The organism is Bradyrhizobium sp. 25ACV (assembly GCF_054863005.1).
In genome coordinates this window covers 61,314-75,463 of the sequence record NZ_JAVAYO010000004.1, presented here as the reverse complement: position 1 = coordinate 75,463, position 14,150 = coordinate 61,314, and the positions used below count along the sequence as shown (strand labels likewise).

At 65.4% G+C, this 14,150-nt stretch carries 15 protein-coding genes; 10 read left to right on the top strand and 5 right to left on the bottom strand.

What is annotated here, in order from left to right; genetic code table 11:
* Window positions 1–138 precede the first annotated feature (138 nt).
* Genes RAD04_RS10580 through RAD04_RS10565 form a run of 4 tightly spaced genes read left to right on the top strand, consistent with a single transcriptional unit; the run spans window position 139 to window position 2,683 of the window.
* Window positions 139–444, top strand: a complete 306-nt coding sequence (locus tag RAD04_RS10580; protein ID WP_091956294.1) for a BufA1 family periplasmic bufferin-type metallophore — start codon at window positions 139–141, stop codon at window positions 442–444.
* A gap of 43 nt (window positions 445–487) precedes the next feature.
* Entirely contained in the window at window positions 488–1,405 is a 918-nt protein-coding gene (gene bufB / locus RAD04_RS10575) for an MNIO family bufferin maturase (protein WP_461623735.1), read from the top strand.
* On the top strand, window positions 1,395–2,177 hold the full coding sequence (locus RAD04_RS10570; protein ID WP_461623734.1) for an HvfC/BufC N-terminal domain-containing protein: 783 nt from the start codon (window positions 1,395–1,397) through the stop codon (window positions 2,175–2,177). The genes bufB and RAD04_RS10570 overlap by 11 nt, the downstream gene beginning before the upstream one ends.
* Window positions 2,174–2,683, top strand: a complete 510-nt coding sequence (locus RAD04_RS10565; protein ID WP_461623733.1) for a DoxX family protein — start codon at window positions 2,174–2,176, stop codon at window positions 2,681–2,683. The genes RAD04_RS10570 and RAD04_RS10565 overlap by 4 nt, the downstream gene beginning before the upstream one ends.
* Window positions 2,684–2,691: 8 nt before the next feature.
* Here RAD04_RS10565 and RAD04_RS10560 read toward each other — a convergent pair whose 3' ends face one another.
* The 3 genes from RAD04_RS10560 to RAD04_RS10550 are packed head-to-tail and all read right to left on the bottom strand — an operon-like array spanning window position 2,692 to window position 4,774.
* On the bottom strand, window positions 2,692–3,537 hold the full coding sequence (locus RAD04_RS10560) for an SDR family NAD(P)-dependent oxidoreductase (RefSeq protein WP_461623732.1): 846 nt from the start codon (window positions 3,535–3,537) through the stop codon (window positions 2,692–2,694).
* A gap of 9 nt (window positions 3,538–3,546) precedes the next feature.
* Window positions 3,547–4,098, bottom strand: coding sequence for a carboxymuconolactone decarboxylase family protein (locus RAD04_RS10555; RefSeq protein WP_461623731.1), 552 nt, complete (start codon window positions 4,096–4,098; stop codon window positions 3,547–3,549).
* The gene (locus RAD04_RS10550) at window positions 4,076–4,774 is read right to left on the bottom strand and encodes a TetR/AcrR family transcriptional regulator (RefSeq protein WP_461623730.1); all 699 of its coding nucleotides are present in this window, start codon (window positions 4,772–4,774) and stop codon (window positions 4,076–4,078) included. Before RAD04_RS10550 ends, RAD04_RS10555 begins: the two co-directional genes overlap by 23 nt.
* Before the next feature lie 166 nt (window positions 4,775–4,940).
* Between RAD04_RS10550 and RAD04_RS10545 the strand changes: the two genes are divergently transcribed.
* The 5 genes from RAD04_RS10545 (at window position 4,941) to RAD04_RS10525 (ending at window position 9,480) form a co-directional block, all read left to right on the top strand.
* Window positions 4,941–6,143 (top strand): ABC transporter substrate-binding protein, encoded by a 1,203-nt coding sequence (locus RAD04_RS10545; RefSeq protein WP_461623729.1) that lies wholly within the window; start codon window positions 4,941–4,943, stop codon window positions 6,141–6,143.
* A gap of 3 nt (window positions 6,144–6,146) precedes the next feature.
* Window positions 6,147–7,040 (top strand): MBL fold metallo-hydrolase, encoded by an 894-nt coding sequence (locus tag RAD04_RS10540; RefSeq protein ID WP_461623728.1) that lies wholly within the window; start codon window positions 6,147–6,149, stop codon window positions 7,038–7,040.
* A gap of 11 nt (window positions 7,041–7,051) precedes the next feature.
* Window positions 7,052–8,020 (top strand): Bug family tripartite tricarboxylate transporter substrate binding protein, encoded by a 969-nt coding sequence (locus RAD04_RS10535; protein WP_461623727.1) that lies wholly within the window; start codon window positions 7,052–7,054, stop codon window positions 8,018–8,020.
* A gap of 25 nt (window positions 8,021–8,045) precedes the next feature.
* Window positions 8,046–8,585, top strand: a complete 540-nt coding sequence (locus RAD04_RS10530; RefSeq protein ID WP_461623726.1) for a VOC family protein — start codon at window positions 8,046–8,048, stop codon at window positions 8,583–8,585.
* Window positions 8,586–8,667: 82 nt separating this feature from the next.
* Complete coding sequence (locus RAD04_RS10525) at window positions 8,668–9,480, top strand: class I SAM-dependent methyltransferase (RefSeq protein ID WP_461623725.1); 813 nt, start codon at window positions 8,668–8,670, stop codon at window positions 9,478–9,480.
* A gap of 31 nt (window positions 9,481–9,511) precedes the next feature.
* Here RAD04_RS10525 and RAD04_RS10520 read toward each other — a convergent pair whose 3' ends face one another.
* Both RAD04_RS10520 and RAD04_RS10515 read right to left on the bottom strand, forming a co-directional pair.
* The gene (locus tag RAD04_RS10520) at window positions 9,512–11,068 is read right to left on the bottom strand and encodes a L,D-transpeptidase family protein (protein ID WP_461623724.1); all 1,557 of its coding nucleotides are present in this window, start codon (window positions 11,066–11,068) and stop codon (window positions 9,512–9,514) included.
* A 241-nt stretch (window positions 11,069–11,309) separates the two neighbouring features.
* Window positions 11,310–12,746: a lipopolysaccharide biosynthesis protein gene (locus RAD04_RS10515; RefSeq protein WP_461623723.1), complete on the bottom strand. Its 1,437-nt coding sequence runs from the start codon at window positions 12,744–12,746 to the stop codon at window positions 11,310–11,312.
* Between the two features lie 333 nt (window positions 12,747–13,079).
* Between RAD04_RS10515 and RAD04_RS10510 the strand changes: the two genes are divergently transcribed.
* A complete protein-coding gene (locus tag RAD04_RS10510; RefSeq protein ID WP_461623722.1) occupies window positions 13,080–14,147 on the top strand; it encodes an endo-1,4-beta-xylanase in 1,068 nt (355 codons plus the stop codon).
* Window positions 14,148–14,150: the final 3 nt, after the last annotated feature.

Here is a 14,150-nt window from a genome sequence, read left to right as displayed (position 1 = left end):
GCACCGGCGGTGCGCCCGATCCAAACGGTCTCACGGGTTCGTGAGCAGTCTCGCCGTAACGCGGGCTGCGCGCGCAGCGAAGGAGACCAATGCGCGCGTCGCCTGCCAGGCGATGCCATCTCGAACAGGAGAATCTCGATGTCTGCCAAACATGCCGTCACCTCGCTCGTCCTCGCCGGCGCGGTCTCGACCGCGCTCGCGACCCTCGCCGCCGCCGGGCCGCTGACCAAGGCCGAGGGCGAGGCTGCCGTCGCCGCCAAGAAGGAAAAGTGCTTCGGCGTCGCGCTGAAGGGCCAGAACGACTGTGCGGCAGGACCGGGCACGACCTGCCAGGGCACCTCGACCGTCGATTTCCAGGGCAACGCCTGGAAGTTCGTGCAGGGCGGCACCTGCACCAGCATCGAGCTGCCGGGCGGCAAGAAGGGTTCGCTCAAGCCGGTCTGACGGCCGACGCGACGTCGCCAGCGAGCACGAACGGAGCAGCACGATGAGCACGGTGATCCAGCCGACCCGACCAGCAGCCATGCCGCTCCGCTTCGCAACGCCCATCGGCGGCGTTGCCGGGACGAGCTTCAAGCCCGAGCATCTGCCCGCAATCCTCGAGGCCGGACCTCGGCGTGGCTTCTTCGAAGTCCACGCCGAGAACTACATGGGCGACGGCGGTCCGCCGCATCGCGCGCTGGAAGCGATCCGCCGCGACCATCCGCTCTCTCTGCATGGCGTCTGCATGTCGATCGGCGGACCGCGGCCGCTCGACAAGGCGCATCTGGCGCGCTTCCGCGGCCTGGTCGCGCGCTATCAGCCGGCGCTGGTCTCCGAGCACCTGGCCTGGTCGACCCATGAGACCAATTTCTTCAACGATCTGTTGCCACTGCCTTATACCGAAGCGACGCTGGCTTGCGTCTGCGACCATATCGACCAGGTGCAGGAGGCGATCCGCCGTCCGCTGCTGCTGGAGAACCCCTCGACCTATGTCGCCTTCCGCGAATCCTCGATGCGCGAGACCGAGTTCATCCGCGCCATTGCCGAGCGCACCGGCTGCGGGCTTCTGCTCGACGTCAACAACGTGTTCATCTCCGCCACCAATCAGGGCTATTCGGCGCTCGACTACCTCGCGGACTTCCCGCTGTCGCACGTCCAGGAGATTCATCTTGCGGGCCATGCCGAGCAGGCCGACGACGAAGGCGAGCTGCTGTTGATCGACAGCCACGGCGGCCCGGTCGCGGACGCCGTCTGGAAGCTCTATGAGATCGTCATCCGGCGCCGCGGCGCGGTGCCGACGCTGGTCGAATGGGACAGCAAAATTCCGGACTGGCCGGTGCTGCAGGCGGAAGCCCTTGCCGCACAGTCGATCCTCGACCGTCATCAGTGCACAGCAGTGGCGGGAGACCGTCATGCTGCCTGAACCCGGCCTGTGCTTCGCCGCTTCGTTCGCGCCGGCGCTGCTGGATCCGGCACGCAGCACGCCTGCGATCGTGACCGGCCCGAACGGCAAGGCGGCCGGCCGACGCTACGATGTCTACCGCAACAACGTCACCGTCAGCCTGATCGACGCGCTGGCGGCGGTCTACCCGGCGGTGCAACGCATCACCGGCGCCGAGTTCTTCCGCGCCATGGCGCGCTTCCATGTTCGCAGCAATCCGCCGACCTCGCCGCTGCTGTTCGAGTATGGCCGCGGCTTTCCGCAGTTCATCGAAGCCTATGAGCATGCGCAAGATATGCCCTTTCTCGCCGACGTCGCGCGCATCGAGCGGGCCTGGCTCGACTGCTACCATGCGCGCGATGCCGCCGCGCTGCCGGCGGACCGGCTGTCGGCGGTCACGCCCGACCGATTGGCCAATTTGACGTTCGTTCCGCATCCGGCGACGCGATGCCTGCGCTCGCAATACGCGGCCGTGACGATCTTTGCCGCCAATCGCGACGGTGCACCGCTTCTGCGCATCGATGCTTCGACGCCGGAGGACGCCCTGATCACGCGGCCCGCATTCGACGTCACCGTGCGCCGCCTCCCGCCCGGCGGAGCGGTCTTCGCGGACGGCCTGATCTCGGGGCGGCCACTCGGCGAGGCCGCGGCGTCGGCCCTGGACGCTGCGCCCGAATTCGACATCGCCGCGAACATCGTCGGACTGATCGAAGCCGGCGCCTTCATCTCGCTCGCTTGCGGAGACCCATCATGATCACGGACCAGCACATGACCACCGAAAGCGGACTGCCGTCGCCCTGGCTGCTCGTCGACAGGGCCAATCGTCTGATCCAGACGCTTGCGACGCCGTCGCTCGTCCAGCTCGTGCTGCGCGTCGCGCTGGCGGTGCCGTTCTGGCGCTCGGGCATGCTCAAATGGGGCGGCCTTTTCAAGCTGAATGACACCGCGGTGACGCTGTTCAGCGACGAGTTCATGCTGCATCTGCCCGGCGGGCCCTATCACTTTCCGGCACCGACCGTGATGGCGTTCCTGTCAGGCTCCGGCGAGATCATGTTCCCGATCCTGCTGGTGCTCGGGCTCGGCACCCGGTTGGCCGCGCTCGGGCTGTTGTTCATGACTGTCATCGTCGAGCTCACGGTGCCCGACGGCTGGCCGATCCACCTCACCTGGGTAGCGATGGCGCTCGGCATCATGGCTCACGGGCCAGGCAACATCTCGCTCGATCATCTCGTCTGTCGCGTGCGATCGCGCGCGCGATAGACGGCCGCTCACATCCCGCTCAGGCCACTATCGACCGCCAGCGTCTGCGCGGTGATGTAGACACTCTCGTCCGACAGGAAGAACAGCACGGCATAGGCGATCTCCCACGCCGTGGCTTGGCGGCCGAACGGGACGTGGCCCTTGCCGCGGTTGGGACGGCCGGCGCCGGCTTCGCGGCCGTTCGGGGTATCGACGAGGCCGGGATAGACCAGGTTGGCGCGGATGCCACGGCGCGAGCCGAGATGAGCGATGTTGCGCATCAGGCCACCGAGCGCAGCTTTCGAGGAATCATACACCGCCATCTGCGATCCCGCTTTCAGCGCGGCGATCGAGGAGATGAAGACGATGGCGCCGCCGTCGTCGAATCTCGGCAGCGCGGCGCGGCAGCACAGCATGGGACCGCGGACATTGACGTCGTAGATCCTGTTCCACTCCTCGGGGCTGACGTTATCGAGGCCGGTCTTGCCGAAGGTGCCGATGTTCAGCACCATGCCGTCGAGGCCGCCCATGGCGCGATGGGCTTCCTCGATCATGCGCCGGACGTCGGCCTCGGATGTCACGTCGGCCTCGATCGCAAACCCTTCGCCGCCCTCATCGGTGATCTGCTTGACGGTCTGCTGAGCGGAGGTGCGGTTGAGATCAGCCACCGCGACCTTCGCGCCCTCGCGTGCGCACAAAATGCTCATGGCGCGGCCGTTGCCGATCGGATCGGTGGCGGCATCGAACACGCGCTGGCCGCCGCCGACGATCAGGATACGGCGGCCTTTCAGTCGCCCCCTGCGCGGCGCCTCACCGAGCGATTCCGCGCTCGGCGGACGAACATAGCGCTCCGGCTTGTTGTCGGTTTCCGTCATCGCGACCGCCTATTTCTTGCCGCCGTCATAGACCGTCATGCCGGCTGCGGGATCGAGATCGGTTTCGGTCGCCTCGGTCAGGCGCGCCATCATCATGTAGAAGCCGAGCGCAACGATGGATTCCACGATCTCCTGGTCGCTGAAATGCTTGCGGGCAGCAGCGAAGGTCGCCTCGGGCACGCGGACGTTCTCGATCACCTCGCGCCCGAAGTTCAGCAGCGCGCGTTCGGCCTCGCTCAAGGCAGCCGCGCCGTAGTCGGAACGTTCGACCGCATCGACCTGCGCTTGCGTGCAGCCGACGCCGAGCGCGATCGGAACATGCTGACGCCACTCATAGGCGCCGCCCTCCAGCTGGGCGGCTTGAAGGATCAGGAGCTCGCGGTTGACGGCCGAGAGCTGCTGCTTGTGCAGGATCGAATTGCCGAGCCGCATCGCCGGGATCATGTTGGCCTCGGCATGGGCCATCATGCGAAAGATGTTGAGCTTAACCGGCATACGGTCGAACGAGGCGCGGATATCGCCGCTCGTCGTCTCCGGATCAATCAGGGGCAGCCTTGCCACGGTTCTCTCCCTTGGGTTTCCGTTTCTTGTTGTCGGTGTCCTCGCCTGCCGCGATCAGCGACAGGAAGAAGGCGAGATAGCGGTCGATCGCTTCGATCACCTTGGGCCGCGGCGAAGGTGATGCGCCCATCACGTAATGCTCGAGGCGGATGTAGATCAGGCCGGCCGCGAACAGCCGCGCGGTCTCGCGCGGGTCCGGCGTCTTGACCAGGCCGGCGAGCGCAAAGCCGCGGAAATAATCCGTCATCATGCTCTGCTCGCGCGCATAGAAATGATCGGCGAATTTGGCGCGGATGCCGGGCACGCGGTTACGCTCGGCGGTGATCACCTTCTGGAACTGGTGCTCGCGCGGATCAGACCATTGCTCGACGAGGTCGAGCGCAAACTGCCGGCAGAACGCTGCAGGCTGCCGCGCGAGCTGCTTGTAGCGCGGCTCCTCCAGCCGGCTCGCCGAGCTTGCCGGGCCATGCTCGCTGACAATCGCCTCCAGGATCGCGGCCTTGCCGGGGAAATGATTGTAGAGGCTGCTCTCGCGGATGCCGACACGGCGCGCGAGCTCGCGCATCGAGGCGCCGCCATAGCCGCTCTGCGCGAACAGGTCGAGCGCTTCGGTGAGGATTCGCTCGCGCGTCGTTGGCGCAGCCGCTTCCGCCGCGCTGGAGGTGTGGACAGCCATGTCGGCTTGACTAACGAACGATCGTTCGTTAGTCAAGCGTACGAACGATCGTTCGTTTGCCAGTCTGGTGACAATGATCTCGGCCCGCAAGCCCGCTTGCGGGCACTGTTCTCGCGTTTCAACTCCGCTCCTCGAGAGGCGGAGAGCAATTTGGGGAGACGACGTCATGGCGCGCTTTGCCCGCCTTCGTGCGGCCTGCATCCTGTTGCCGCTGCTCGCAAGCAGCGTCGCCTCTGCCCAAAGCAAATACGATCCCGGCGCCGACGACAGGACCATCAGGATCGGCACCACCGCACCACTGAGCGGCCCGGTCTCGGCGTTTGCGCAGATCGCGAAATCGGCTGAGGCCTATTTCCGCAAGGTGAACGACGACGGCGGCGTCAACGGCCGACGCGTCCAGATGATTATCGCCGACGATGCCTATAGCCCGCCCAAGACGGTGGAGCAGACCCGGCGGCTGGTCGAGAGCGAGGAGGTGCTGCTGATCTTCGGCGGCGTCGGCACGCCGACCAACAGCGCCGTGCACAGATATCTCAACGACCGCAAGGTGCCGCAGCTCTTTTTGGGCTCGGGCGCCGCGAAGTGGGACGATCCCAAGAATTTCCCGTGGACCGTCGGCTGGCAGCCGACCTATCGCGACGAGGCGATCGCCTACGCGAAGTTCATCAAGGCAAGCCACGCCAATGCGAAGATCGGCGTGCTCTACCAGAACGACGATCTCGGCAAGGATTACCTGAAGGCGCTGGAGGAAGGCCTCGGCAGCGGCGAGGCGATCGTCGCGCGCGCGGCCTATGAGACCTCGGCGCCGACCGTCGATACACAAATCCTGCAACTGAAGACCGCCGGCGCTGACGTCGTGCTGGTGGCGGCAACGCCGAAATTTGCAGCCCAAGCGATCCGCAAGATCGGTGAGATCGGTTGGAAGCCCACGACCATCATATCCAACGTCTCGGCTTCGATCAGCGGGGTGCTGGAGCCGGCCGGCAAGGACAATTCCGCCGGCGTCATCTCCAGCCAGTATCTGAAGGACGCAACCGATCCCGCCAACAAGGATGACCCCGGCTACCGGGAATGGCTGGCGTTCATGGACAAGTACATGCCGGACGCCAACAAGAGCGATTGGCTCAACGTGTACGGCTACACCATCGCACAGACGCTGGTGACGGTGCTGAATGCCTCCGGCAACGACCTCACCCGCGCCAACGTGATGAAGCAGGCGACCACCATGAAGGACGTGAAGCTGCCGATGCTGATCAACGGCACCGCGGTGAGCAACTCGCCCGAGCGCTTTACGCCGATGACGAGCCTGCAGCTGATCCGTTTCGACGGCACGCGCTGGGTGCCGTTCGGCGATCTGCTGAAGAACTGATCGATGCGACAGGTGACGATCGGCAGCATGCGGGTCGATCTCGTCAGCGAGATCCCTTCGCTTGCCTTCGACAAGAGCTGGCTGTTCGCCAACGTCACCGACGAGGTGATCGCGGAGAACCGGAGATGGCTCGATCACCGCTATATCGAGCCGGAGACCGGCCGTTTCATCCTCAGTCATCACTCCTATCTGGTGCGAACATCGCGCTGGACCGCCATCGTCGACACCTGCTGCGGCAACCACAAGCATCGACCGCGCGTGCCGGCGTGGAACAAGCTCGACCAGCCTTATCTGCAGAATATGCAGGCGCTGGGCGTTGCGCCTGAAGAGGTCGACTTCGTGATGTGCACGCATCTGCATGTCGATCATGTCGGCTGGAACACGCGGCTGATCGACGGCCGCTGGGTGCCGACCTTCCCCAATGCGCGCTATCTGATGGGCCGCGCCGAATATCGCCAGTTCGAAGCCGCGCACAATGCGGCGCCGAGGAGCCCGGTGAACCACGGCTCGTTTGAGGATTCCGTGCTGCCGGTCGTCGCCGCAGGCCTCGCCGAATTCGTCGAGACAGATCATCGCCTGTTCGACGACCGCGACGCGGCCTTGCGCTTTGCGCCGGCACCTGGGCACACCGCCGGCAACATGCAGATCCACCTCAACGGCGGCCACGACCATGCGGTGATGTCCGGCGACGTCATCCATCATCCGATCCAGTGCGCCGCGCCGTGGCTCTCCAACGCCGCCGATGTCGATCCGGCTGCGGCGCTGGCAACGCGCATGGCGTTGCTGGAAGAGCTCGCGGACACGCCGAGCTATCTGCTCACCGGCCATTTTCCGGCACCGACCGCGGGACGCGTGGTCAGGCACGGCGATGCCTACAGATTTCGTTTCGAAGATTAGGGGGAAACATCATGAAGCTGCGCACCGTCACGCTCTCATTGTTCGCATTGTGGTTCACGGCCCTGCCGGCACGGGCAGAGGATCCGGCCGCCTACCCCAGCCACAAGATCAGGATGTTGCTGCCCTATGCAGCGGGCGGCGGCGGTGACGTGGTCGGCCGGCTGCTCGCCGACAGGATGGGCAAGACGCTCGGACAGAGCATCTATATCGAGAACCACACCGGTGCGGCCGGCACGCTCGGCACGCAGATGGTCGCGACGTCCGCGAATGACGGCTACACCATCACCGTGGGCGGCATGACCACGCATGTGCTGGCCCCCGCGATCTATCCAAAACTGCCCTACGATCCGATCAAGGATTTCACGACCATCGGCCGCGTCGGCACCTCCTCGATCATGCTGGTTGCGACCAAGAATTTTGCCGCCAACGACATCAAGGGCCTGGTCGCTCTGGCCAAGAAGGGCGAGCCGATCCAGTACGGCAGTTGGGGCGTCGGCTCGACCGGCCAATTCTGCGCGGAGATCCTGATGCAGCAGACCGGCATCAAGATGGACCACGTGCCGTTCAACGGCATCGCAAAACTCGCCGGCGACCTGCTCGGCGGCCACATCTCCCTTGCAACGCTCGACGTGGCCACCGCAACGCCGCTGGTGAAGGACGGTTCGATCAAGGCGCTGGCCGCCTGCGGCGAGCGCTCGCCGAGCCTGCCCGATGTCGCCAGCTACGGGGAGCAGGGCGTGCCGTTCGACCGCAGTCTGTCCTGGGCGATGTATGCGCCGGCGGGCCTCGCTCCGCCGATCGCACAGAAGCTCTCGGCGGCCCTGAAGGACGCCCTCGGTGACGAGGTGGTGAAGCAGAAGCTCCTGGCACTCGGCATCACCCCGCAATTCGTCCCCGGCGACGAGCAGCGCGATCTCAACGCGCGCGACATCGCGGCCTGGAAGCAGGTTGCCAAGGACGCCGGCATTGAGGTCAAGTGAATAGGCAGAGAACAGGAGCGCGGGCATGAGCCGCATCTTCGGCGCGGTGCGCCAGAACGGATATGTGGTGCGGGACATCCACGCCGCGATGAAGCATTGGATCGAGGTGATGGGTGTCGGCCCCTGGTACTACATGGACCGCGTCAAGACCGACTGGTTTCGTCACCGCGGCGAGGACTCCGCCGTGGAGATGAGCATCGCGCTGGCCAATTCCGGCGACCTCCAGATCGAGCTGATCCAGCAGCGCAACGACGCGCCCTCGCTGTACAAGGAATTCCTCGACGCCGGGCACGAAGGCCTCCAGCATATGTCGTACTGGAGCCACGACTACCAGGCGCTCTACGACAAGGCGATCGGGCTCGGCTACAGGATCGGCCATGAGGGCCAGATCGGCGGCGACAAGGGGCGCTTTGCTTATTTCGACACGCAGGACCATCCGGGCACGGTGATCGAGATCTCGGACATCAGCGGCACCAAGGGGCCGTTCTTCGAGAAGGTCCGGCAGGCCGCGATGAGCTGGGACGGTACGCGGCCGATCCGCGAGGTCGGCGGCGGGAAATCGTAGGATCGGTCGCCGGCTGGTCAGGCGCATTGGCGGGCAAACCATGGTACATAAACCCCGTGTCCGAACCTTCAGCGAGGCAATCATGTCCGACACTGACAAGGTTTTCACCGGCTCGATTCCGAAAATCTACGACGAGTATCTCGTCCCGATGATCTTCTCTGTCTATGCGGAGGACATCGCAAGACGCATCGCCGCCCGCTCGCCCTCCGCGCTGCTCGAGATCGCCGCAGGCACCGGCGCAGTGACGCGCGCCGTGGCGGCGGCGCTGCCGCGCGGCATCCGTTACGTAGCAACCGATCTCAACGAGCCGATGCTCGCAGTCGCCGCGAAGCGCCAGGCAAATGACGACCGCATCAGCTGGCGCCAGGCGGATGCATCGGCCCTGCCCTTCGGTGATGCCGAGTTCGACGTGGTCTGCTGCCAGTTCGGCGCGATGTTCTTTCCGGACCGCATCAAGGCTTACGCGGAAGTGAAGCGCGTCCTGAAGCCGGAAGGCACGTTCGTGTTCAACGTCTGGGATCGGATCGAGGACAATGTGCTGACGCATGAAGCGACGGTAGCGCTCGGCAAACTGTTTCCCGACGACCCACCGCGCTTCATGGTCCGCACGCCCCACGGCTATCACGACAAGGCCATCATCAGAGCCGACCTCGAACGTGCCGGCTTCCGCGACATCTCGATCGAGACGCGATCTGAAACAAGCCGCGCGCCATCGCCCGAATATGTCGCGCTCGCCCTCTGCCAGGGCACGCCGCTGCGCAGCGAGATCGAGGCAAGGGACCCGAGCAAGCTTCAGGCCGCGGCCGACATCGTCGCCGAGACGATCCGGACGCGTCATGGCGCCGGCCCGGTCGAGGGCAAGATTCAGGCTGTGGTGATCGAAGCGCGTCCGTAACTGCAGGCCGCCCGGGCGGCTATCCTGCGTTCTACCACCAGCTTCCCTGCATCGGCTGTGTCGACTGATAATATTGGTACTGGCCGCGCTGCCGGCGCGGATTGGCCGGCTGTACGTAGGGGTCACGCTGGTAGAAGAAGCCGAAGCCGTTCCCGCCATTGTCCCAGCCGTCATCGCTGGCGATCATGGCAGGTGCGGTCGGCTTGCGCGTGATGAAGCCGCCTTGCGGCTGGTCGCTCAGGACCGCGACGAATTCAGTCCGGTAATTGGTCTCGGCGCTCAGCGGCTCGTCCGAGATGATGATCGAGGAGCGCGGCAACGCGGTCGGCCCGATGCGATCCCAGACGTCCTGCGGGATGGTGATGCGGTCGAGCGCATTCCTCGCCTCGTCGCCGTTCTCGATCGTGACCACGCTCCAGCGTAGGCCCGTAGCGGACTTCGCCATCGCCGTGAAGATATGCGTGCCGAGCGGCTGCTCGGGATTTCGGATCGTGACGGGAACCTCGATGCTGGTGTCGAACACCTCACCGCCACCGTCGGGGGCCGGCTTGTGCGTGTTTCGCCGCACGTAGAGCTTCTGCGTCGAGCGGCTGATGTAGACCGAGACCGGTTCACCCGCGAGCTTTGCGTCGGTCGCAGCCTTCACGGCGTCGGCCTTCCTGGCCGCGGTGGCCTTCGCGGCGTCCTTCGTCGCGGCCACGGCATCGCGCTTCGGCTGCGCCGCGGCCCTGGCGGCGTCGAGCTGCGTCGCCGCGTCGGCGGCCTTGGTCGCCGCCTTCTGCTTCAACTCCTCGGCCTTGGCGCGGGCCTGATCGTTCTTGGCGTTCGCGAGCGTCTTGTCGGCGAAGGCGAGCTCGGCGTCAGCGCGGGCCTTCTGCTGTTCCAGCTTGCGCAGCGCGGCAGGAAGCGAAGCAGCTTCCTTCGCGGCGGCGGAAGCAGCCTTCTTGGCCTCGTCGGCAGCCCTTGTGGCCTCGTCGGCTTCGGCGGAGAGCTTGTCGGCCTGCCTGGGCGCTGCAGCGATCGCTTCCGGCTTCGGTACGAACAGCGAGGGGTGAGAGATATCGGTCGGGACCGTATCGTGGGGCGAGATGATCACCCGCATCCCGATATACGTCTTGTCGAACAGGTTCTCGGCAAAGCCGAAGGGCATGCGCACGCAGCCGTGCGAGGCGGCATAGCCGGGCAGCGGTCCGCCATGCAGCGCGATGCCGTTCCAGGTGATGCGCTGCATGTTCGGCATCCAGGCATCGTCATACATGGTCGAGCGGTGGTCCTTGTCCTTCTCGACGACGGCGAAGACGCCGGCCGGCGTCTCGCGTCCCGTGGTGCCGGTCGACACCGGCGCGCGCAGGATCCAGCCCTCTGAATCGTAGAACGTGACCTGCTGGCTCTTGATCGACACGATCGCCATGATGGGATCGCCGGCCTGGCGCTGCGCCACCGCCTCGGCGGGCTGGCGCGCCTGCTTGGCCGCGCTCGCCGGCGCGACCGCCGCCAGGACCGCCATTGCCGCCAATGTCACGATTCCGGGAGGCACCCGACGCCGCATCGCCTTGGTGGGTTGCGCCGTCGTCAGTCGGTTTTTCATGCCATCCTCGGTCGAAATGCCGGCCCGCTCGTGCCGATCATGTATCAGATTGCGGTCATTCAATTAAGAAATCGCAGCCGCCATACGTTCCGTCTGTGGCGATATTCGGCCCGGTCCGGCGACAAATCCCTGATATATGACGGCCCGAGCCGGCGGAAGGTCGGTTGCAGCCGGGGGTGGTCCGAACCGGGTGGCAGTCACTGCGGCAGAATGTCCGGCTGTGCCGGCGAGGACACGCCCGTCAGACGCCCAGAGCCTTACGGTTGAAGCCTCGCAGGAAACGCAGCGACAGCGTCCGGACATTGGCGACGTTGAGCAGCCAGGCCGCTCCGACATAGGCAGGGCCGCCGGCGAGGCTGACGATGAGGAGCGAGACGAAGCCGGTGCCGCCCGCTTGCGACCGCGCCGCCAGGATTGCAGCCGCCATCGCCGCTGCGGAGGCCGCAATACCGGCGAGGCGGCCGAGGTCGAACGGGACCGGGTGGGCGCGATGCATCAGGACGACGGCGACGAGGAAACCGAGCGCCTCGGTCGCGAGCGTCGCCAGTGCCGCCCCAAAGATCCCGTAGCCGGCGACCAGCGCGAACATCAGGACCACGCTGACCACCAGCGTGAGAAAGGACTGGGCCGCCAGCATGAAGGGCCGCTCGGCGAGCTGGAAGCTGATCTGCACGTAGAACTGGTTGGCGATACCGAAGAAGCGGGCAAGCACCAGGGTCGGCAGCAGCGCCGACACGCCGGCGCGGAAGTCGACGCCGACGAGTGTGCCGGCGACCTGATCCGCCGCAAGCGCGAGCCAGATCGCAACGGGGGTGACGACGACGAGCAGCAGCTCGAGGCTCTCGGTCAGCCGCTCCCGCGTCGTCTCCTTGTTATTCTCGGACAACGACCGGAACACCAGTGGCACGGTGGCCGCGGCGACGCTGGACGCGATCATGACCATGAACTGGCGCGGCAAGTCTGCGGCAACGCCGAAGATGCCGGCGGCGTCCTTGCCGAGCAGATAGGCGACAATCAGCCGGTCGCAAGCCGAATAAACTGCAACGGAGAGTCCGGCCAGCGTCAGCGGCAGGCCGTAGCGCGCGAGCTGCATGAACTGGCTGCGCTGGAAGCGGGCGATCTTGGTGCGGTCGCCGACCAGGTTCAGGATGATGCCGGTGAGCGACCCCAGACCGAACGCGGCAAGCAGCCCCAATCCACCCCAGCCGAGCCAGATGCCGAGGAGGCCGAAGCCGACGCTCGACACGCTGCGCACGATCGAGATCGCGGCAAACCGGTAGGGCCGCAATTTGGCGCGTTCGAACTCCTGGCCGACATCGACCGCATTGGCCATGATCGCGACGAACATGCTGGCAAGCAGCAGCTCGACACTGAGGTCGCTGCGGAACAGGAAGACCAGCGGGGTCGTGGCGCAGAGCACCGCGACGGTGAGCCCGAAAGCCACCATCGCCGTGCCGCGAAAATCCACCTCCGCCGACATCGCCTGATAGCGCGACACCGACAGCTTGATCCAGGCGAAGAAGATCGCACCCAGAATACCGGCGAGGCTGATGCCGACGACATAGACGCCGTACTCCGCCGGCGTCAGCAGCCGCGTATAGGCCGTGACCGCAAAGAAACCCACCGCCGCAGGCAGGATGTAGGCGACGAGATAAATCGAAAAATGGCGGTTCAGCATGCGAGCACGGGACCGGCAACGGTCTTGCGAGTGTGGCGGCCGTTCATCAATGGGGCCTTGAATGGGGGCCTTAAATGGGGCTTTTGGCGGGGCAAACGAATGCGCCGCAGCATCGCTCAAGAGTGTCACATAAGTCTGCAGATCGGGCGGCGAATGAAGCCTTGGAGCCGCTTTCGCGCGTTAGCGTTAAATTTGCCCTTCCCTGAACGGCAAGGCGCGATCACGAAAAGGAACCATGACTTCCAGGCGGCAGAGGTTAACCCAACAAGGCGAAACCCCGGCGTCGCGAGGCGCCGCTTGGTACGATGGTGCGTTGGTTCGAAAAGGACGGCCGTGACCAGGCTCGACAGACGCGAATTTCTCCTCGGCAGCGCCGCAGCCCTCGCGGCGGGCGCATCCGCGTCGGCCGCACCGGCGTCGAAACTGGCGCAGCGCCGTCCGGGGTTCGGCGCAGCGGCCACGCTCTGGGACCTGCAGGCCGATCCCAGGCTCGGCGAAGCCATCAGCACCTATTGCACCCAGGTCGTCCCGGTGCTCGAGCTGAAATGGCCGATGCTGCGGCCGAATGCGCACACGTTCAATTTCGAGCGCGCCGATGCGATCCTGGATTTCGCGCGCGACAACGACCTGACGATGCGCGGCCACGCGCTGGCCTGGTATCACGACATTCCGGACTGGGCCAAGCAGATCAAGGACACCCGCAGCGTCGAGCGCGCCTATGTCGACCACATCGGCACCGTCGTCTCCTACTACAAGGACAAACTGACGTCGTGGGACGTCGTCAACGAGCCGATCCCGGACAATCCCCGCAGCCCGAAGGACCGGCGCGATACGTTCTGGACGCAGCATCTGGGTCAAAGCTGGATTCCACTGGCGTTCCGCACGGCGGCTGCGGCCGATCCTTTCGTCAAGCTCGCGATCAACGAATATGACATCGAGTCGGCCAAGGACTCCTTCATTGCGAAGCGCGCGGCTTATCGCAATCTGATCATGGACCTGCTCGACCAGGGCGTTCCGCTGCACGCCGTCGGACTGCAATCGCATCTGCATGCCGAGCTCGAGATCGACACCCATGGGCTCGCCGAATTCGTCACCGAGCTGCGCTCGTGGGGACTTGAGGTGTACGTCACCGAGCTCGACGTCGACGACCAGAAGCTGACGGGCAATCCGGCCGAGCGCGACGCCATCGTCGCCAAGCGCGTCAACGACCTGCTGACGGCCATTTCAACCAGCGGGCCGGTGCGGTCGATCCTGACCTGGGGCCTTTCGGATCGCTACAGCTGGATCAACGGCACCTTCGCCCGCGCGGACAAGCAGCCGAACCGCCCGCTGCCGCTCGACGGTGAGTTCAAGCCAAAGCCGTTCATGGACGTAATCAGCAAGTTCACGAAGGACGCCTGAACG